The sequence below is a fragment of the Plantactinospora sp. BC1 genome (assembly GCF_003030345.1).
In the GTDB taxonomy this organism is placed as follows: domain Bacteria; phylum Actinomycetota; class Actinomycetes; order Mycobacteriales; family Micromonosporaceae; genus Plantactinospora.
The window spans coordinates 6,004,081-6,024,325 of the sequence record NZ_CP028158.1 but is presented as its reverse complement, the minus strand read 5'-3'; the positions used below and the strand labels follow the sequence as shown (position 1 = coordinate 6,024,325).

Sequence of the window (20,245 nt, the reverse complement as noted above, 5' to 3'; positions counted from 1 at the left end):
GGCGGGGCGGGGCGTGGTCGTGGTGTGCCGTCCGGGCCGGGGCGCGGTCCGGTGGGTGAGCCCGGTGCCCGGGCCGGCGGTGCCGCGCCGGGGGGTGGGCCCGAGCGCGGTCCGGCCGGTGAGCCGGGGGCCCGGCCGTGCGGTGCCGCGTCCGGTGGACCGGGGCGCGGTCCGGGTGGGCCCGGGGACCGGTCGTGCGGCGGCCCGGCGGGTGAGCCCGGTGCGACCCCGGCGTTCCGGGACCGGCGCGCGGGAGGTGGAGCACCCTGTGCCGGCCGACCCGGTTCGGCGTCGGGCCGGACCACACCGTCCGTTCCGAGGCCGCCCGGTCGTGGTCGCGGCGATCCCGGCGGTGCGCCCCCGGAGGAGGGACCGGAGCGGGCGGGGCCTCGGCTGCCGGCCCGGCCGGCGGGCGGAGGCTCGGGGCTGACGGGGCGGCCCGGCCGTCGTACCCCGGGACTCTCCGGGGCCGGTGCGGGCGGCATGGCGCGGTCCAGCGGCGGGCGGGACGGGCCGCCCCGGTCACCGCGACGTTCCGCCGGGCCGTCACCCGGCCGGTCGACGGGGCCGCGCCGCCCGCCGGGCGGAGCGGCGGGGTCGGGAAGACCGGGCCGAAGTGGATCCCGGTCGGCCGACGGACGTCGCTGTCGTGGCACCGGCGCCGACCGTGGCGCGGCGGGTGGTGGCTCGGCGGGACCCGGTCGGTAGGCGCCGGGATCGGGCTGGCTGCGACGTCGACCGCCGGAGGCGGGCTCCCGGGAGTCGGGGCCGCCGGCTGCGGCCGGTCCGGACCCGGCGCGGGGCGACCCGAACGGATCGGCGCCGGACGGAACCGGCACCTCCGGGACACCGCGACCACCGGTCCGGGGCGATCGGCCGCCCGGACCCGGCCCGGCCGCGACGCCGGGCAGGTCATCGACGGGTGGCCGGGCACCGGGAACCGGACGGCCGCCCGGCGTCATCCGGTCACGCGGCCCGGGCCGGTCACCGGCGAGCGGCCGCCCGCCGCCCGGTGCCGGTCGGCCGCCGGGAACGGCGTCCTCGGGGGCGGCCAGGTGGCGACCGCCACCGGCCGGGCGTGCCGGGCTGCCGGGAGGCAGCCGATCCGGGCCGGAGCGAGTCGGGGGCAGCCGGCCGGCGCTTCGGCCACCGGGAGTTCCGAGCGGGTCGGGGCCGGGCCTACCCACCGGCGGGTAGCCGGCGCCCGGCCCGACGCCGTCGGGCTCGGGGGCGCCGTGCCGGCCCCGACGGCCCCGGCCGGCGGGCGGCACGGAAGGTCCCGGGCCGTCCGGCACGGGGCCCGGAGAGCGCTCCGGGTACCGCCCGACCGGGCCGTCGCCGTGTAGGCCGAGCGGACCGTCCGTCGGGTGTCGACCGGTCGGGCCGTCCGCCGGGTGTCGAGCGGCGGGGGCGTCCGCCGGAGGTCGGCTGCCCGGTGCGTCGGCGTACCGGCCGCCCGGGGCGTCCGGGTACCGGCCGGCGGGGGTCTGCGGGTGCTGCCGGCCGGCCGGGGCGTCGGCATGCCGGCCGATCGGTCCGTCGGCGCGCCGGGCCGGCCCGTCCGGGAATCTGCCCGGGGTGTCGCCGGGGCGCCCCGGTGTCGCCGCTGCCCGACCTGGACGGTCCGCCGGCCGTCCCGGCCCGTCCGCCGGCCAGCCGCGCGAGGAGCCGGGCCCGGCAGGCTCGGCAGTGGACGGACCGAAGCGGGACGCCGCCGGTAACCCGTCGGACCGGTCGGCACCGGACCGGCGCCGGGCGGCCCTCCCCGGCGGCGGACCGTCCGTCGGATCCGGATCGAGCGAGGGCTCATCGGCGGGATCGCGTCGAGACCGTGGCGGCCCACCGCCCGGTCCAGGTCCACGCCCATAAACCATGTCGCACAGGGTAACGGAAATGCGGATCGGCGCGCCGCCGCAGATGAGTCACAGTTGGTGGGAGAGTGGTCATTTGCCCGGAAGCCGGGCAGGGCCCGGAGTACGGGCACCGGCCGGGGCACTCCTGCGATAGGCGAGAATGCGTGGCGTGACCGGCGACCACTATTTCAGCACCGAGCCCCTGACCAGCGCCGACCGGCGTACGGTGACGTTCTCCGTCGAGGGCGACGACTACTCGCTGACCTCTTCGGCCGGGGTCTTCTCCGCCGACCGGCTCGATCCGGGCACCGCCGTACTGCTGCGCAAGGCCGAACTGCCCGGTGCGCAGACCAGCGGAGCACTGCTCGACCTGGGCTGCGGGTACGGGCCGATCACCTGCGTACTCGCCACCAGGGCGGGGGCGGCCACGGTCTGGGCGGTCGACGTCAACGCCCGGGCCCGCGAACTCACCGGGCAGAACGCGCAACGGCTCGGCCTCGCCGACCGGGTACGCGTCGCGGCGCCCGACGAGGTACCGGACGACATCACGTTCTCCCAACTGTGGTCGAATCCGCCGATCCGGGTCGGCAAGGAGGAGTTGCACGGCATGCTGCGGCGCTGGCTGCCCCGGTTGGCGCCGGACGGCGTGGCCTGGCTGGTGGTGGCCCGGCACCTCGGCGGCGACTCGCTCCAGCGCTGGCTCGTAGAGGCCGGCTGGCGGGTCGAGCGGCACGCCAGCCAGAAGGGTTACCGGGTACTCCGGGTCACCCGCTGACCCGCGCGCAGCGGCCGGCGGCGCCTCCGCAGCCGCTGTCAACCGGCCGAAACCCGGTGTCGGCGGGCGGGGTGCCTGGGGCAGTATGCCGACGTGGGTTACGTGGACGTCACCGGAGTCGGGCACATCCTGCCGGACGGCCGTGAGTTGTTCGCCGACGTCTCCTTCCGGGTCGGCGAGGGTGCCAAGGTCGCCCTGGTCGGGCCGAACGGCGCCGGCAAGACCACCCTGCTGAAGATGGTGGCCGGGGATCTGCCGACCCGGACCGGGGCGATCGCCCGCTCCGGCGGGCTGGGCGTGATGCGCCAGTTCATCGGCATGATCGGCGACGAGTCGACGCTGCACGACCTCGTACTCTCGCTATCGCCGCCGGTCCTGCGCGCCGCCGGGGAGCGGCTGGCGGCGGCCGAGGCGACGCTGCACGCCGCCGAGGTGCGCGGCAAGTTCAGCAGCGCCGCCGGCAAGGCCCAACTCGGGTACGCGGACGCGCTGAGCGCCTGGGGCGAGGCCGGCGGCTACGACGCGGAGGTGCTCTTCGACACCGTCTCCACGATCGTGCTGGAGCTGCCCTGGGAGAAGACCCGCGACCGGCCGGTACGCACCCTCTCCGGCGGGCAGCAGAAGCGGTTCGCCCTGGAGTTGCTGCTGCGCGGCACCGACGAGGTGTTGCTGCTCGACGAGCCGGACAACTTCCTCGACGTGCCGGGCAAGCGCTGGCTGGAGGGGCGGCTGCGGGAGTCGGCGAAGTCCGTCCTCTACGTCTCGCACGACCGGGAGCTGCTGGCCCGTACCGCCGACCGGGTGGTCGCGGTGGAGGGCGGCAGCGCCTGGATGCACCCGGGCGGCTTCGCCAGCTGGCACGCCGCCCGGGTGAACCGGCACGACCGGCTGGAGGAGCAGCGCCGCCGCTGGGACGAGGAGCACCAGAAGCTGCGCGAGCTGATGCTGATGTACAAGCAGAAGGCGGCGTACAACAGCGCGATGGCCTCCCGCTACCAGGCGGCGCAGACCCGGTTGCGCAAGTTCGAGGAGGCCGGGCCGCCACCGGTACCCCCGAAGGACCAGGACATCCGGATGCGGCTGGCCGGCGGGCGTACCGGCAAGCGGGCGATCGTCTGCGAGCAGGTCGAGCTGGACGACCTCACCTTCCCGTTCGACCTGGAGGTCTGGTACGGCGACCGGGTCGCCGTACTCGGCGCCAACGGGACCGGGAAGTCGCATTTCCTCCGCCTGCTCGCCCGGGGCGGCACCGACCCGGATCCGGCCAACGGTCCGGTCGACGGTGGCCCGGCCCTGGCCCCGGTCCGGCACGGCGGGGTGGCCCGGCTGGGCGCCCGGGTGCGGCCCGGTCACTTCTCGCAGACCCACGACCGGCCGGATCTGCTCGACAGGACCCTGGTCGAGGTGCTGTGGCGGGGCGACGACCACCGGGCCGGGATGGACCGGCACACCGCGATGAAGGTGTTGAACCGGTACGAGCTGGCCGGCCAGGGCGACCAGCGGTTCGGCACGCTCTCCGGTGGACAGCAGGCGCGGTTCCTGGTGCTGTTGCTGGAACTCTCCGGCGCGACCCTGCTGTTGCTGGACGAGCCGACCGACAACCTGGACCTGGCCTCGGCCGAGGCGCTGGAGGCCGGGTTGCTGGCGTTCGACGGGACGGTGCTGGCGGTCACCCACGACCGCTGGTTCACCCGGTCGTTCGACCGCTTCCTGCTCTTCCGGGGCGACGGCGAGGTGGTCGAGACGCCGGAACCGGTCTGGGACGTCGCCTGACGTAGGGGAGTGGGTCGGGGCCTGGACCGGTGGTCGGGACCGCTGATCGTCGGCTGCCGATCGCTGTTCGCCGCCGGGTCGGCCGGGGCCGCTCCGCGTGGCTCTCCGGACTGGTGACGTCACCCGGAGTATCGTCCCCGCCGTGGTGCCGCGCGGAACCGGCAGGTGGCGCCTGGCGCGCGGAGCCGCCCAGGTCGCGGTGACCGGGGCGTTTCTCGGCCTCGTCGGCTGGTCGGTGGCGCGGCGCTGGGACGAGGTACCGGCGGTGCTCGGCGAACTCTCCCTGCCGGGCCTGTTGCTGGCCGGACTGGCCGCCGCCGTCGCCGGGCTCTGCGGCTGCCTGGCCTGGCGGGCCATCCTGACGGACTTCGGCGTCGACCTTCCGCTGCGCGGCGCGGCGCGGATCTTCTTCGTCGGGCAGTTGGCGAAGTACCTGCCCGGCAAGGTGTGGCCGATCCTCGTCCAGGCCCGCCTAGGCCGGGCGTACGGGGTGCCGGGGCGGGCGTCGGCCGTCGCCGCGCTGCTGGCGATGCTCGTCACGCTCGGTACCGGCCTGCTGCTCGCCGCCGCCGCCCTGCCGCTGCTGGGCGACCGGGCCGTCGCCGGCTACTGGTGGATCCTGCTGGCCGTCCCGCCCGCGCTGCTGGTGCTCTGGCCGCCGCTGGTCAACCGGATCCTCGCCGCGCTGCTCCGGCTGGCCCGCCGCGAGCCGATGCCCCGGCCGCTCTCCGCGCGCGGCATCGGCGGGGCCGTCGGCTGGTCGCTCGCGACCTGGCTCGGCTACGGTACGCACCTCTGGCTGCTGCTGACCGACGTCGGTGCGACCGGCGGCCCGGACCTGCTGCTCCGCTCGATCGGCGCCTTCGCCGGCTCGTGGTCGGTCGGGTTCCTGCTGGCCGTCGCGCCGGCCGGGGTCGGCCCCCGGGAGGTGGCGCTGCCGCTGCTGCTCGGTCCGACCGTCGCCGGACCGGCCGCGCTGGTCGCCACCGTGCTCTCCCGGCTGCTGCTGACCATGGTGGACCTGCTGCTGCCGGCCGTCGCGGTCTCGCTCCGCTGGTCGGGGCGTCGACTCGCCCGCCGGCTACCCCGGCAGCCGTCCCCCGCCGAGCCGTCCTCTGTCGAGCGGTCCCCTGTCGAGCCGTCCCCGCTTGGGTCGTCTTCGGTCGGGGGGCCGGAGGCGCGCGGGGTGGAGCCGGCGGACCCGGCGACGCGCCAGCCGTAACGACGGAACGTGCCCAGAGATGCACTAGGCGTTACGCTGCTGCTCGTGCGCTGGCTGGTGTTCGGCAGCTACGACGTACGGCGACATCCCCGGGTCGGCGTACTCGTCGAGGGGCTCCGGGCGGCCGGCGACGAGGTAACCGAGCTGAACGAACCGTTGACCATGGACACCGCCGCCCGGATAGCCGTACTCCGGCAGCCGTGGCGACTCCCACTGCTCGTCAGCAAGCTCGCCCGCTGCTGGGCCCTGCTCGTGCTGCGAGCCCTCCGGCAGCGGCACGGCAGCCCGCCCGGCGGACCGGTCGACGCCGTCCTGGTCGGCTATCTCGGACACTTCGACGTGCACCTGGCCCGGCCGCTGTTCCGGGGTACCCCGATCGTGCTCGACCACCTCGTCTCGGCCGCCGGCACGGCCCGGGACCGGGGACTCGCCGACGCCCGAGGTGCCCGGCTACGGCTGATGCGGGCGATCGACGACGCCGCGCTGCACCGGGCCGACGTCGTACTGGTCGACACCGAGGAGCATCTCGACGCGCTCCCGGCAGCGGCCCGGGACCGGGGAACGGTGGTACCCGTCGGAGCCGGCGCAGCGTGGTTCGCCGCCGGTGCCCGTACCGCCCGGGAGCGCTGGCCCGGCGACCCGGCCGGCGGCGGCCGATGGCGGCTGCGGGTCGTCTTCGTCGGCCTCTTCACCCCGTTGCACGGCACCCGGACCCTGGGCGCCGCGCTGGCCGCGCTGGCCGGCGACGACTCGATCGAGGTGACCGTGGTCGGCACCGGACAGGAGCATCCCGGCTGCCGCCGGGCCGCCGCCGACAACCCCCGGGTGATCTGGCACGACTGGATACCGGCGGCTGAGTTGCCCGACTTCGTCGCCGGGCACCACGTGTCGCTGGGCATTTTCGGCGCGACGGCGAAGGCCGGCCGGGTGGTACCGACGAAGGTGTACCAGGGCGCCGCCGCCGGTTGCGCCATCGTCACCTCCGACACCGCACCGCAACGCCGTGCGCTCGGCGACGCGGCCGTCTTCGTGCCGGCCGGCGACCCGTCCGCGCTGGCCGACGCGCTGCGCGACCTGGCCGGGGACCCGGACCGGCTCGCCCGGCTGCGCCGGGCCGCCCGGCGGCGCGCGCTCGAACACTTCTGGCCGGCGACCGTCGTGGCCCCGGTCCGGCACCGGATCGACCCCGCCGTCGGCCGGGACGCCGGCCCGGCCGAGCCGTCGCCGGACGCTGCCGGCGCCCCGAGCCCGGCCGAGCCGTCGCCGGACGCTGCCGGCACCTCGAGCCCGGCCGAGTCGTCGCCGGACGCTGCCGGCACCCCGAGCCGTGGCAACCTGACCGCCGGTCCGGTCTGGTGGCTCGGATGACCGCGCTGGCGGCCGACCCGCCGCTGCCACCCCGGGCGGCCCTGCGCTGGCACGTCGTACGCCGGCTCGTGGCGGAGTGCCGGCCGGGGAGCATCCTCGAACTCGGCTGCGGGCTCGGCTCCGTCGGCACCCGGCTGGCCCGGCTGGCCAGCTACACCGCGGCCGAACCCGACCCGCGCAGCTTCGCGACCGCGTACGCCCGGATCACCCCGCTGGGCGGGACGGTGCACAACGGGGATCACCGGCAGGTACCGGCGGCCGGCGGCTACGACCTGGTCTGCGCCTTCGAGGTGCTGGAACACATCGCCGACGACCTACCGGTACTGACGGAGTGGCTGGCCCTGGCCAGGCCCGGTGGACACCTGCTGCTGTCGGTACCCGCCGACCCGGAGCGGTTCGGCCCCTGGGACACCCTGGTCGGGCACTACCGGCGGTACTCCGCCGAGCAGCTCCGGCAGCGGCTGCTCGACGCCGGTGCCACCGACGTCCGGCTGGTGCACTACGGCTGGCCGCTCGGCTACCTGCTCGACTCCGTACGGGACCGCTGGGCGGGCCGCCGCGCCGACCATCCCACCGAAGCCGGCGGCGCCGGAGGTGGAGCCGAAGCCGGAGCCGGAGGCGGAGGTGGAGGTGGAGGTGGAGGTGGAGGTGACAGCGCCGCCGTGGCCGCCGCCGAGCCCGCCGCCGAGCCCGCTTCTGCCGGTGGTCCCGGCCCGTCGGACGGGCCGCCGGGCGGGACGGCCGAGGAGCGCACCTCCACCTCCGGGCGGATCCTGCAACCGCGCGGCGTCCTGGCCGGCGAGGCGATCCGGCTGGCCGTCTCACCGTTCGTGGTCCTGCAACGGATGCGCCCGGACCGCGGGCCGGGCCTCGTCGCGCTCGCCACCCGCCCGTAGATCCCCGGCCCGCGCGGTCCCGTCGTCCGGGGCCGGAGCCGGGTCACGGGCCGCCGGCGGTGCCGTCCAGGGCGGCGAACGGGACCAGCACGTACGGCCCGTCCCGGGCCACGGCCCGGGACTCGACCGAGGCGGGCAGCCACTCCGGGCGCTTGGCCAGGTTGACCAGGACCAGGTCCTCGGGGCGGGTCGGCTCGGTGTGCAGCGTCGCGGCGCTGAGCTGCCGGGGCGTCAACCGCCAGTAGTAGGCGAGCCAGCGCGGACTCGTCGCCCCGGTGCCGGCAATCCAGGCGTACCGCTGACCGGCCGGTGGGGGATGCCCGGCCACCAGCCGGCCGGCCCCGGCCGGCTCGTCCAGCAGACGATGCCGGGCCGGGCCGACGACCAGCATCCCGAGGTACGCCCCGAGGGCCGCTCCGACCAGCGTCGCCGCCGTCACCCGGACCCGCCGTCGGGCCAGCCACCTCCTGGTCCGGACGAATCGGCGCACCGCCTCCGGCGTACCCGCGGCGTCACCCTCCCGGACCGGTGCGTCGAGGCCGTCGTCCGGGACGGAGCCGGTGAGCCGGCCGACGAGTCGGTCCAGCAGCACACCGGTGCCGACCAGTCCGACCACCAGCACCGGATAGGACCAGTACGAGTGGACGTAGGCGCCGTTGCTCAACCCGAGCATCCAGGCGACGGTGAAGGCGACCGCCATCGCCAGGTAGACCCGGGTACGCCGGTCCAGCAGCCCGACCACCGCACCGACCGGCAGCGCGCCGAGGTACCAGAGCGGCAGCAGGTCGTAGGCGTAGTGCCACTGTCGGCGGAGGAACTGCCGCACCGTGTAGCCGCCACCGGTGCTGCGCAGCTCGGCCTGCCCGCCGAGCATCGCCATCCCGGTCACCCCGACCACGAAGGCGAGGCTGATCGCGACCCCGGCCAGCATGCTCGCGCCGACCAGTACCGTCACCCGGTCGACCCGACGGGCCGCCAGCAGCCACAGCCCGAGTACGGCGGCGAACCCGACACCGGGCCAGGAGACCAGGGTGGTGAGCAGCGCGGCACCGCAGGCGGCGGCGACGAGCCGGGGCGCCGGATCGGGGCGGGCGCGCAGCCGCAGCACCAGCGCGGAGAGGGCCAGGATCGGCCCGAGGTCGAACATCAGCGGGCTGTAGATCCAGTAGAACGGGGTGGCGACCATCAGGCCGAGCGCCAGCAGGGTGGCCGACCAGCGCAGCCCGAGGCCGCGTAGCAGGGCGGCGCCGGCCGGGACGATCAGCAGTGCCAGCAGGTACGCCGGCAGCCACACCTGGTATTCACCGTCCCCGGGCAGCAGGCCGGTCAGCGCGGTGAGCAGGTTGAGCAGCGGCGGGTGGTGCGCGTACGGCGTCGAGGCGTACGGGAGCCAGTCGGCACCGAAGTGCGAGCCGAGGATGCCCTGCTCCTGGAGGTTGCGCAGGTGCAGCGCGTACCGGCCGATGATCCGGCCCAGGTGGTTGTCGCCGAACGGCATGCCGAGCAGCGGAAACCAGGTCAGCGCGACGATGCCGGTGATCGCGGCGACACCGGCCCGGCCCAGCCGCTCGACCCGGTCCGGGTCCGGCCCGGACGCGTCGTCGACCGGCCCGTCGGGGCGCCCGGACGACGACGGCACCGGCCTGCTCTCGCGTACCCGGGCCACCGTGTCCCGGACCCGCAGGCCGATGCCTCGGACCCGGAGCAGCGCGGCGGCGGTCGGCACCGCTTCGGTCACGAGCGGTTTCCGGGCGGCCAGTCGATTCTGGACCGCACGATGAGGTCGGCGAGCAGCGCCACCGCACCGACGATCAGGCCGGCACAGAGCAGCAGCACCGTGTTGGTGGCGATCCGGACCGGATGCGCGACCAGGTCGTAGACGACCTTCCCGGAGCCGACGGTGAGCAGCAGCAACGACGGCGGCATCAGCACCTTGAGCGGGTTGAAGTACATCACCATCCGGAGCACCTGGAGGAGATAGCGGTAGGCGTCCCGGACGAAGTGGAACTTCGACGAACCCGACCGGCGGGCGTAGGAGATCGGCACGTAGTGCACGTCGTGCTGGTTGTGCAGGAACGCCATCGTGATCGTGGTGACGCAGGAGAACCCCGGCGGGAGCAGCCGGAGGTAGGGCAGCGACACGTCCCGGCGGAAGGCCCGCAGCCCGGAGTTGAGGTCGGGGATGCGGGTGCCGGCCAGCCGCTCGGCGATCTTGCGGATGAGCCACTTCGCCGGTACCCGGAGGAACTTGTGGCTGCCCTGCTCGCTCGTACGGGCGCCGACGACCTGGTCGACGTGCGGGTCCCGGAGCAGCAGCCGGACGAACTCGGGAATCCGCTCGTTCGGATAGGTCATGTCCGCGTCGGTCCACACCACGATGGCGCCACGCGCCTGTTCGGTGCCGATCCGGCGTGCCGTGCCGGAACCGCCGTTGCGGTGGAACGCCAGCAGCCGGAGCCGGGGAAACCGTCCGGTCGCCCCGCGCAGGATCTCCAGCGTGTCGTCTGTGGAGGCGTCGTCGATCGCCAGCAATTCGTAATTGAGGCCGCTGGCGTCCATTGCCGCGCAGATGCGCTCGATTTCCGTCAGCACGTGCGCCTGCTCGTTGTAGCAGGGCAGGACGACGGTCACCTCGACCGGTGCGTTGCTCTCCCTGCTGACCTGGGCCGGAACGACGGACATCTCCGAGCCGGGCCGGTCGAATCGGCCGTTCACCGCCATGTGAACCCGCCTTTCGACACCTCGCGCGGCGACCGTTAACGGCACGGGGTAATCGCAGAGGTCGCCGTATCCGTGCCCACGATATAGCAGTTTCCGGCGTACGCGCGCGACGCGCCAGTACGCCAGTCGATTTCACGTACGTGAATCGTCGTCGAATCATTTTCTCGAATGGCGTCCCCTGGCCGGGTGAGCGGACTCCGGTGCGGAGTCTCCGGCCCGGGACGGCGGCATAGGGTTGATCTCGTGACTGAGATGACCTATCGCCGGTTGGGCGACTCCGGGCTCGTGGTGTCCGTCGTCGGGGTCGGCTGCAACAACTTCGGCCGCAAGCTCGACGCCGCCGGTACCCGGGCCGTGGTCGACGCCGCCCTCGACGCCGGCATCAACCTCTTCGACACCGCCGACATCTACGGCGAGCCGCACGGCGGGTCGGAGGAGCTGCTCGGTGCCGCGCTGCGCGGCCGGCGCGACGACATCGTGCTGGCGACCAAGTTCGGCATGAGCATGTCCGGGATGAACGGGCCGGACCTCGGCGCCCGAGGCGCCCGCCGCTACGTCGCCCGGGCGGTCGAGGCGTCCCTGCGCCGGCTCGGCACCGACCACATCGACCTCTACCAGATGCACGAACCCGACCCGGGTACGCCGATCGAGGAGACCCTGCGCGCGCTGGACGACCTGGTCCGGGCCGGCAAGGTCCGTTACGTCGGCAACTCCAACTTCACCGGCTGGCAGATCGCCGACGCCGCCTGGACGGCGCGTACCGGGGGCTACTCGCCGTTCATCAGCGCGCAGAACGAGTACAGCCTGCTGAACCGGGGCGTGGAGGCCGAGGTGGTGCCGGCGGCGCAGCACTTCGGGCTCGGCCTGCTGCCGTTCTTCCCGCTCGCCGACGGGCTGCTCACCGGCAAGTACAAGCGGGGTGCCCAGCCGCCCTCGGACAGTCGGCTCGCCGGCACGAGCCCGAGGTACGCCGCCCGGCTGGCGTCGGCGCCGTGGGACACCATCGAGGCGCTGGAGAAGTACGCCGCCGAGCGCGGCCGTTCCCTGCTGGACGTCGCGATCGGCGGCCTGGCCGCCCAGCCGGCGGTGACCTCGGTGATCGCCGGTGCCACCACCCCCGACCAGGTACGCGCCAACGCCAACGCCGGCCGCTGGCAGCCCACCCCGGACGACCTCACCACCCTGCGCACCCTCCTCTGAACCCGCCGGACCAGCGCCGCCGGGCCAACCCCCGCCACCCGCCGGCAGCCGCCTCGGCGCTGGCGGTGTGGCGGTGTCGACCTGGACACCAGATGCGTTACCCGGCACGGTTAGCGCCTCTGGTGTCCAGGTGGTTGGAGGCGTTCCCGGATGGCCTGGGCCACCTGGGCGACCACGCGGGCGGGATGCCGCAGGACATCGTCGGCGGTGAAGCGGAGCACCACCCAGCCGGCGGCGCGAAGGTCGTTCAGCCGGGCGACGTCCTGACGGAAGTGCGCCCGCTCGCGATGGTGGTCGCCCTCGTACTCGATGGCGATCCGCAGCCGGGGGATACCCGAGGTCCACCCGACCGACGAACCGCCCCCGGGCGTCGTACACGTCGTGCTGTGCCGTCGGCGGTGGCAGGCCGGCATCGACGAGCAGAAGCCGCAGGCGGGTCTCCATCGGCGACTCGCTGAGCGGTTCCGCCAGGCCGAGGACCTCGCGCAGCAGTGGTACGCCGGGCCAGCCGGGACGCGCGGCGAGATAGTCGGTGAGCGCGGCGGGCTTCACCAGCCGACGGTTCAGCAGCGCGTCCACCGCCACCACCGCCTCGGTACGCGGTGGCTTCCGTCCCAGGTCGAACGCGGTACGCACCGGCGTGGTGACCGGCAGCCCGCCGAACCGGGTCACGTCGTCGGGGGAGAGTTTCGCGAGCGTGTAGCGGACCCGTTCCCGGGGACGGGGTCGGGTGACCCCCGGCACCAGCACGGTGACCGGAGCGTCCCGGGGGAGGAGCGGTACGCCCCACAGATGTGCGGCGCTCAGCCCGCCGATGGCCGCGCCCGGGGGCAGGGTGAGCGCGACCGCGTCGCACCACATCCGGTGGTCGTCCTCCCGGTAACCGTCGCGGTGCACGTAGACGTCGGGAAGCAGCCGGTGCCAGGCCGGCCCGCGCAGCATGCTCCGGCTGAGCAACCCCTCTGACACGGCCACCCTCGCCGAGAAGGGCAGGAACGCCAACCTGGCCGGTACCCGGGGAGGACGAGGCATCGGACCAGCGTGCCGCAGCCCTCGTCGTCGCGCTGCCCCGTCCACCAGGAACGCCAGCCCCGCCACCCGCCACTGCCGCCCGAGCGGAAGCTGCCGCCCAAGCGGAAGCTGGCGCCGGCGCGGATGCTGGCGGTGCGGTCGGGCGCGGAAGCTGCCGCCGGGGCGGAGGCTGCCGCCGGGAGCGGACGCCCCGACGGCGTCGACCTGGACGGCAGAGGCGTTACCCGGCGCGGTTGACGCATCTGGTGTCCAGGTGAGTGGGGTCAGGCGCGGCGGCGGGTGCGTACCAGGAGGGCGCCGAGGGTGGCGAGGGCGGCGAGTGCCATCGCGGCGCCGGCCAGCCACCACAGCCGGGTGGTCGAGTTGCCGGCCGGGTCAGGCGTGCCGGCCGCGCCTGGCGCGGGCGCCGGCGGGGCGGCCTGGGCGGCGCGGGCCTGCACGACCACCTGCACCGTGGCCGGGGTGGGCTTCGGCGCGGTGACCGTGACCTGCCAGGGTCCGGGAGTGAGGAGCGGCCCGGTGCTGTAGAAGCCCTTCCCCTCGCCGGCCGGGTCGAGCTGGAGCGGACCGACCGTCCGGCCGCCCTCACCGGTGGCGGTCACCACCAGCCGGGCACCGTTGTCCAGCGGATGGCCGTCGGCGTAGCTGGCCTGCACGGTCACCCCGGTGGCGCCGTCACCGGCGACCAGAAGCTTGATCTTGCTGCCGTGCGCCGCTGCCGGTGCCGCCGGGGCCAGCCCGGCGGCGAGGAAGTGCGCACAGAGCAGCGGTACGAGGACGAGCCGGACGGTCCGGCCAGACTGCGCCTGTCTCTTCTACCCATCTAAAAAAAACAGTCAAGCATACCCTCGACCACCTTTCAGGGAAGGAACGCCCGTGCGAAAACTTCTGCTCATCGCACTGGTAGGGCTGGGTGCGCAGCTAGTCGTCGGCAGTCCCGTCATGGTGCACGGCGTCACCCCCACCACGCTGCTGCTGGCAATCGGCACCAACCCAGCGGCTGCGTCCGCCACCGTGCACCCTCGATCACCGCCCACTGCCGATCAGTCAGCGACGACTCGTACGCCGGTTTACAAACACAACGACACAGAAGTGATCTTCGTCCAAAGAGTCAGCAAAGGTCACGCCGAGGTATCACAACACTCTCTCAGGGGCGTGGCTCGGTCGGCGTACCGGTGCGGCAGCCGCAGGTGCCGGACAGAGGCCCTTCGCCAGCGCGCCATCCGCGAGTGCCGACGCCGGAGCAGACCGGTGAGCCGGAGTAGCGGGGCGAGCAGGAGCAGGGGCGGAGCACGGACACCAGAGCCACCGGCGTCGATGCCCGGACGGACGGTTCCGACTCGACCTCATCCGGGCCCGATGGCGGACTGCCGCGGTGCGCTCACGGAAGCTACGTCGAATCGCGGGAGCGGTCCGGGGGCTCGGGCTATGGAGCGATCCGGTACGCGCGGATGACTGTCTGCTTCACCGAGTTGTTCGCCGAGTCCGTCACCGTCGCCCGCAGGGAGACGAACCCGGACGTGTTCGGGTGCCGCACCGCGACGGTCCGGGTGTTGCCGGATCCCGTGACCGTGGCGTTCCTCCACGATCTCCCGTCGTCGGTCGAATACTGCACGGTCACCTTTCGCACACTGCCGGGCGTCGAGCCGGGCTGGGCCGCGAGCGTCGCCGGGAGCCTGAAGGTCGTACCCGATTTCGCGACGTTGTTCTCGTCGAGGGCCGGCCGGAACGACACCGTCCAGAGCGGAAGTCGTACCGGTGTGCTGCCGCTCGCGGTGCCCGAGCGGAACGTCCAGACGGCGGTGACCAGGGTGGAGAGCTCAGCCGGCGCCATCGGTTCCACCCGGCCCTCCAAGAGGAAGGTCGACCGGGTGGCCGGTACCGTCACGTCGGGCCAGGGGCCGTCGGTGCTGTCGGCGATGACCGTCCCGTTGCGACGGAGCGTGTACCGCGGCGTGGCGTTGCTCCACCCGGAGTGGCCGGAACCGTCGCCGATGAGCGTCGGGTCCAGATGGATGGTGTCGCCGGTACGGTGCACGCCGTCGGACGGCAGCAGCAGCGCGGAGTACGACGGGCCGAGCACGGGCTCGTTCCACCCCTCGGTGACGATGGTCCCGGCGCGGTAGGCGCGTGGTGCGCTCTGCAACGAGATCGTCGAGGTGCGGGTCGCCGGATGATGGTCCCCGAACGTCGAGAACCAGCGCAGACCGGCGGCGGCGCTGTAGTACTCGGTGTGGGTGAAGGGAAGGTCGAACTGGATCGCGAACTGGCCGGCCCAGCGCTGCTCCCCGAAGGACGGGTACGACGTCTTGTTTCCCCGGGTGTTCGGGGTGCTCTCGCCGAGTCGCGCGTCCACCCGGGCCAGCGACGCGGTCGAGTGGGTCTGGGTGAATCCGGTCGGTACGTACTGCTCGAACCGCCGCACCAGGTGGTAGCTGCGGGGCGAGTTGACGAAGTCGCCGCCCGGCCCGGGCGCGGCCAGGGTGATGTTCAGGAAGCTGGTCAGCCCGGGGGTGCGTTGCTCGGGGTCGACCTGGCCGAAGGCGAGCGGCCGACCGCCATCGAGCAGGTTGCTGTACGACCGCATGTTGCCGGCGTTGTCGCGCCACCAGTATCCCAGCTCCACGCTGACGGTCCCCTCGTTCGGGTCGTCGGTGATGTCGACGTCGACCGGCCGCCCCCGCCGGGCATCGAGGGTGATGGTCTGGTCGCCGTCGATGCGCACGCTCGGGTCGACCAGCATCGTCTGCCGGGATTCGAAGTCGGCCGAGTCGGTGATCCAGGACTGGAGGAGGTACGTCCCCGCCCGGATGTACCGGGTGATCGGCTCGCTCTCGGTGCCGAGGAAGTAGTCCTCCCCGCCGTCCAGGGAGAACAGTATGGTGCTGCGTTCGCTGGTCGGCTCGCCGACGCTGTTGAGGTGCCGGAAGGTGACCTCCCCACCGGCGACGGCACGGTCGACCGCGTACGGGGTGACGACGCGTACCCCGTCGGCGGCCGTCGCCGTGATGGTCCCGCCGTAGTGCCCCTCCGGGCCGTTCAGCGCGGTGTCGGCGGTGAACCGTAGGGCGGCGCTGCCGCCCGCCGGCACGGTTACCGAGGAGGCGCCGAGGGAGAACATTCCGGCCGGCGCGGCCGAGCCGTTCGGGTCCCGGGTCGTCAGCTCCAGGCTCAGGGTGATGGCGGAGGTGCCGGTGTTCGTGTAGGTCACGGTGCGGTTGAGCACCGGGTCGTCGTGGTGCGGGTGCTGCTGGCGGCCCAGGCTGAGGCTCGGCGGGTCGGCGAGCAGCCGCTGGTCGTACCCGCGGGCGATGTCGAGCCGACCGGCGCCCTGTTCGATGACCGGTGTCGGGTCGTGGGGTTGGGCCGAGCCCAGCAACGCCGACTTGAGCTGCGTCGCGGTCCACTCCGGGTTGCGCTGTGCGAGGATCGCGGCCGCGCCGGCCACGTGCGGCGCGGCCATCGAGGTACCCTCGTTCGCCACGTAGAACTCGCCGGGTGGCGTCGAGGGTGCGGTGGAGCTGGCCGCCGCGGTGATGCTCACCCCTGGTGCGGTCAGGTCCGGCTTGATCGCGGTGTCGCCGATGCGCGGGCCGCGGGCGGTGAAGTAGGGCAGGAAGTCGTCGTCGCCGACGGCACCGACCGACAGTGCCGCGTCGGCGGTACTGGGGGTCTCCACCGTCATCTCGCCGGGACCGCGGTTGCCGGCCGAGACCACGAAGAGCGTGCCGTACTGCGCGGTGAGGGTGTTGACGGCCTGCTCCATGGGATCGACGCCGACGGTGTCGAGCCCGCCGAGGCTGAGGTTGACCACGTCCGCGCCCTGCTGCGCGGCCCACTGCATGCCGGCGATGATCGCCGACTCCGGGCAGTTGTTCGAGGCCGCTGCGGTGCAGACCTTGCCGTTGAGCAGCGCGGCGCCGGGTGCCACACCCCGGCGGGTACCGTCGGACGCCGCGCCGGTGCCGGCCGCGATCGAGGCCACGTGCGTCCCGTGGCCGAGCAGGTCCCGGGCATCGGCCTCCGAGGTGAAGTTCCGCGCGGCGACGACCTTCCCGGCCAGGTCGGGGTGGGTGGCGTCGATGCCCGAGTCGAGTACGGCGATCTTCGCACCGGTTCCGTCGTAGCCGGCGGCCCAGGCCGTCGGCGCACCAACCTGGGGCACGCTGCTCTCCAGGTGCAGGCTCAACCTGCGGTCCAACCACACCTGGCCGATCTCGTCGCGCAGTTTCCGCCGGCCGGCGCCGGTGGCGACCTCGGTGGTGATCTCGTTCCAGAGCTTCGCCGCCGTGCCGGGCGACGACTCGACCGCGGCGCCGCGCACGCTGGGTAACTCCCGGGTGAGTCGCGCGCCGCCCTTGGCGAACCGCCCGCGCGCCACGGGACTGTCGCCGATCCTGGCGTACGTCACGATCAGCGGCGTGCCCCCGCCCCGGCTGTCGTAGCCGTACTCGGCGAGCGTGGTCACGTCGAACAGGTTCCGGTCGAGTTCGCCTCGCGCCAGAAGGTCCTCCGCGTCGGACGGTACGACGTGGACGTGCCCGTCGGGGTCGCGGTAGGTGGCGAAGTTGATGCCGTCCCGGCCCTCGCCGGGCTCGATCCCGACCGCGCCGGTGGGGTTGAGGGTCACCCGGTCACCGGTGACGAGGACGAGGTCCCGAGCCACCTCGCCAGCCCCGGCCACGCCGCCGCTCGGCGAGCCAGCACTGGCCGCGCGGGGGCCGGCAGTACCGGTCGGTGCGGCCGTACCGGCTCCCGGGCCGACGCCGGCCGGGAGCAGCGAGCCGACCAGAACGGCGGCCAGCAGCCCGCGCCACGGCCCTCGTCGAGTGCGCATGAATCCTCCCGTACGCCATGCGCATGCCTTCGTCCGTAGTTCACCGGAACGGAAGCGATGCGAGGGTGGCCGTCCTTCCCAGCCAAGGTAGTCCGTCGGGAAAGGATGGAAAACAAGCGACCGACATCGATCCCCGACCCGACATCCCGTGGATCGTGGCAGGGGTGCGGGATGCCGATGGTGGCGCGGCCGCGTTCGTCGGTGAGGTGACCGCCCCGGTAGAGGTCGGCGAGGGCTGCGGCCCGGAGCAGGATGCCGAGGTTGGCGGTCAGGCTGAGCCTGCCCTTGGCGGGGTTGTAGGCCAGCACGAAGATGCGCTGGGGGAGGCTGCCGGGTGCTCCTTCGTTGAATCTGGGTCAACGGTCGTAGCCCGATCATGGCTTGGTCGGCGTCGGCGGTTCGCGAATCGTTGAGGGCGTCACCGGGCCGCTGGTATCCCGCCGACGCGGACCGACGACAACCACCGACCCTCGTCACCAACACTCCTGGAGTACCGATGTCCCTGGCCACCACCACCGTCGGCGCCTCGGCCGAACCCGCGACGGACGGACGTCCAGCGCCGTCCCGGCGTACCGTCGTCCTGCTCGCGGCGGGCGTGCTCGCCGGCCCGCTCTTCCTCGCCACGACCCTCGTCCAGTTCGCGGCGAAGGCCGACGTCGACCCGAGGATCCACCCCCTGAGCATGCTCAGCCTGGGCGCGGCGGGATGGATCCAGATCGCCAACTTCATCGTGGCCGGCCTGCTGATACTCGCCTCGGCGGCGGGCCTGCGCCGAATGCTGCATGGCAGCCCGGCCGGCACCTGGGGCCCGATCCTCATCGCCGTCTACGGGGCGGCGCTGCTGATGGGTGGCGTCCTCGTCGTCGACCCCGGCCACGGCTATCCGGCCGGTGCGCCCGCCGGGCCGCCCGAAGAGCTGAGCTGGCATGGCATGCTGCACATTCTCGCCAACCCGCTGATGGGGCTGGCGCTGGTCGTTGCCGCCCTCGTCTTCGGGTACCGCTTCCGGCGCACCGACCGACGTGGGTGGGCCGCGGTGAGCCACGGCACCGCCGTCGCCTACCTCGGGTTGACCGTCGTCGGGATGGTGATCCCCGACTACCGGGTCATGCTTGCCGGGGGTGCCCTCGGCTGGCTGTGGGCCTCGGCGACGACCGGACAGATCCTGGCCGCGCGACCTCGTCGGCCGGTCAGTCCTGCGGCAGGGCGGGCGCGCTAGGAGGTGCTACCGGTGGACAAGGTTCGACAGGGTCACGTCCAACGAGGCGAGGACACAAAATGCCGGGCGACCGCTACCCGAACTTCGTCCACCGCCCTTCGGAGACCACCTCGACGGAGCCGTCGACGACCTTGATGGCGGTCTGTTCGTCGATGGCGTAGGCCGGATTGCCGATCTCGGCGGCCCACCGCTCCGCGTGGACCAGGGTGTTCGTCGGGAACGCGTCCAGGTGCGGGAAGATCGAGAAGTCGACGACTCCCAGGGTGCGGTCGTCCGGCGCGGAGGGCCACTCGACGAAGTACGACCCGATTCGGGGGGTCATCACCATGCTGCCGGCACTCACTCCCACCCAGACCGTGTCGGGCAGCGACGGCAGCAGGTCGGCCAGCCCGGACTCCCGCATCCAGTGGCACAGGTACGTCGCGTCGCCGCCGTCGACCAGGAGCACGTCGGCCTTCCGGACCCACGGCACCCATCGCTCCCGGTCGACGGTGGGCAGTGCGGTGAGTTCGAGTACACCGAGCGACGCCCAGCCCAGGCCGGACAGGTGCTGCCAGTCGGGTTCGGCGGCCACGAAACCCCGTACCGATGCCGGGCCGCACATCGGGTGACCCCACAGTGCGGTCGGGACGCAGAGCGCGTGGCACTCGGCGATCGGCTTGCCGAGGAGCTGCACGAGCGCCGAGTCGATGCTCGGGTTCGTGACGCCGCCCGAGGTGAGCAAGAGCTTCAAGGGGGCTCCAGGTTCGCGCGCGGGAGGTGGACGTGTCCCAAGATCAGGGACCACGCCGGGGCTCAGTGTAGTGCGGGAACCTTCTCGCAGGTCGGGGCCGCCCGGAAGAGGAAATCTCCGGGATGGTGTCGTATCAGGGCGTGGCCGTTCGTGGAACTCGTGTGTGGCAGCTGGTCAGGCTGCCGGACCGGAGGAGCCGGACAGGCCCTCAGCTCGGACGCAGGAGGAGACGACATGCCGGAGTACCTGATCACTTTCAACGACGAGTGGGTGCCTGAGCACACGGCGGAGCAGTTGGCCGAGAAGGCCACGGCCGCCCGGGCCGTGGTCGACGAGATGCTGGCGGAGGACGTCCTGATCTTCAGCAACGGCGCGCTCGACCGGTCCACCGCAATCTGCGGTGTCGAGTCGGTCGACGGCAAGCCCGTCTTCACCGACGGGCCGTACGTGGAGACCAAGGAGCACCTCGGCGGCTTCGCCGTCGTGGACGTACCCGACGACGAGACGGCGCGATACTGGGCCGGCCGGCTCGCCACCGTGCTCGACTGGCCGCAGGAGGTGCACCGGTTCCCCCGTCCCGGGCGGGCCCGGCGCACCGGCTCCGGGGCGGAGTGAG

15 protein-coding genes and 1 pseudogene are annotated in these 20,245 nt (G+C 73.6%); 9 read left to right on the top strand and 7 right to left on the bottom strand.

All coding sequences use genetic code 11. The features are described from left to right. Positions 1-2,022 precede the first annotated feature (2,022 nt). The 5 genes from C6361_RS26335 (at position 2,023) to C6361_RS26315 (ending at position 7,887) form a co-directional block, all read left to right on the top strand. On the top strand, positions 2,023-2,628 hold the full coding sequence (locus C6361_RS26335; RefSeq protein WP_107271197.1) for a class I SAM-dependent methyltransferase: 606 nt from the start codon (positions 2,023-2,025) through the stop codon (positions 2,626-2,628). A 93-nt stretch (positions 2,629-2,721) separates the two neighbouring features. Continuing rightward, complete coding sequence (locus C6361_RS26330; protein ID WP_107269341.1) at positions 2,722-4,401, top strand: ABC-F family ATP-binding cassette domain-containing protein; 1,680 nt, start codon at positions 2,722-2,724, stop codon at positions 4,399-4,401. A gap of 142 nt (positions 4,402-4,543) precedes the next feature. Then, positions 4,544-5,623 (top strand): lysylphosphatidylglycerol synthase domain-containing protein, encoded by a 1,080-nt coding sequence (locus tag C6361_RS26325; protein ID WP_159079482.1) that lies wholly within the window; start codon positions 4,544-4,546, stop codon positions 5,621-5,623. Between the two features lie 45 nt (positions 5,624-5,668). After that, positions 5,669-6,991 (top strand): glycosyltransferase, encoded by a 1,323-nt coding sequence (locus tag C6361_RS26320; protein WP_199853090.1) that lies wholly within the window; start codon positions 5,669-5,671, stop codon positions 6,989-6,991. After that, complete coding sequence (locus tag C6361_RS26315; protein WP_107269339.1) at positions 6,988-7,887, top strand: bifunctional 2-polyprenyl-6-hydroxyphenol methylase/3-demethylubiquinol 3-O-methyltransferase UbiG; 900 nt, start codon at positions 6,988-6,990, stop codon at positions 7,885-7,887. Before C6361_RS26320 ends, C6361_RS26315 begins: the two co-directional genes overlap by 4 nt. Positions 7,888-7,930: 43 nt before the next feature. Here C6361_RS26315 and C6361_RS26310 read toward each other — a convergent pair whose 3' ends face one another. Next, positions 7,931-9,625, bottom strand: coding sequence for a glycosyltransferase family 39 protein (locus tag C6361_RS26310; RefSeq protein WP_107269338.1), 1,695 nt, complete (start codon positions 9,623-9,625; stop codon positions 7,931-7,933). After that, the gene (locus C6361_RS26305; protein ID WP_199853089.1) at positions 9,622-10,608 is read right to left on the bottom strand and encodes a glycosyltransferase family 2 protein; all 987 of its coding nucleotides are present in this window, start codon (positions 10,606-10,608) and stop codon (positions 9,622-9,624) included. The genes C6361_RS26310 and C6361_RS26305 overlap by 4 nt, the downstream gene beginning before the upstream one ends. A gap of 252 nt (positions 10,609-10,860) precedes the next feature. Between C6361_RS26305 and C6361_RS26300 the strand changes: the two genes are divergently transcribed. Continuing rightward, positions 10,861-11,808 (top strand): aldo/keto reductase, encoded by a 948-nt coding sequence (locus C6361_RS26300; protein WP_107260863.1) that lies wholly within the window; start codon positions 10,861-10,863, stop codon positions 11,806-11,808. 110 nt (positions 11,809-11,918) lie between these two features. Here the strand turns inward: C6361_RS26300 and C6361_RS38335 are convergent, their stop codons facing one another. After that, positions 11,919-12,221: an endonuclease domain-containing protein gene (locus tag C6361_RS38335; RefSeq protein WP_234359016.1), complete on the bottom strand. Its 303-nt coding sequence runs from the start codon at positions 12,219-12,221 to the stop codon at positions 11,919-11,921. A 119-nt stretch (positions 12,222-12,340) separates the two neighbouring features. Between C6361_RS38335 and C6361_RS38330 the strand changes: the two genes are divergently transcribed. Further along, positions 12,341-12,511 carry a hypothetical protein gene (locus tag C6361_RS38330; protein WP_234359015.1) on the top strand — a complete coding sequence of 57 codons (171 nt, stop codon included), beginning with the start codon at positions 12,341-12,343 and terminating at the stop codon, positions 12,509-12,511. Positions 12,512-13,103: 592 nt separating this feature from the next. On the opposite strand, the gene C6361_RS26290 is transcribed toward C6361_RS38330, so the two are convergent. The 3 genes and pseudogenes from C6361_RS26290 to C6361_RS39280 all read right to left on the bottom strand — a co-directional run. Beyond that, the gene (locus tag C6361_RS26290; RefSeq protein ID WP_234359014.1) at positions 13,104-13,502 is read right to left on the bottom strand and encodes a hypothetical protein; all 399 of its coding nucleotides are present in this window, start codon (positions 13,500-13,502) and stop codon (positions 13,104-13,106) included. Between the two features lie 764 nt (positions 13,503-14,266). Then, positions 14,267-17,677: a S8 family serine peptidase gene (locus tag C6361_RS26280; RefSeq protein WP_234359013.1), complete on the bottom strand. Its 3,411-nt coding sequence runs from the start codon at positions 17,675-17,677 to the stop codon at positions 14,267-14,269. A gap of 161 nt (positions 17,678-17,838) precedes the next feature. Beyond that, positions 17,839-17,991, bottom strand: a pseudogene (locus tag C6361_RS39280) (GPP34 family phosphoprotein); the annotation flags it as partial. A gap of 182 nt (positions 17,992-18,173) precedes the next feature. Here C6361_RS39280 and C6361_RS26270 point away from each other — a divergent pair. After that, a complete protein-coding gene (locus C6361_RS26270; protein ID WP_107269334.1) occupies positions 18,174-18,896 on the top strand; it encodes a DUF998 domain-containing protein in 723 nt (240 codons plus the stop codon). A gap of 73 nt (positions 18,897-18,969) precedes the next feature. Here the strand turns inward: C6361_RS26270 and C6361_RS26265 are convergent, their stop codons facing one another. Continuing rightward, complete coding sequence (locus C6361_RS26265) at positions 18,970-19,629, bottom strand: Type 1 glutamine amidotransferase-like domain-containing protein (protein WP_107269333.1); 660 nt, start codon at positions 19,627-19,629, stop codon at positions 18,970-18,972. A 234-nt stretch (positions 19,630-19,863) separates the two neighbouring features. Here C6361_RS26265 and C6361_RS26260 point away from each other — a divergent pair, with 234 nt between their 5' ends. Next, positions 19,864-20,244 carry a YciI family protein gene (locus tag C6361_RS26260; RefSeq protein ID WP_107269332.1) on the top strand — a complete coding sequence of 127 codons (381 nt, stop codon included), beginning with the start codon at positions 19,864-19,866 and terminating at the stop codon, positions 20,242-20,244. The last annotated feature ends 1 nt before the right edge of the window (position 20,245 follow it).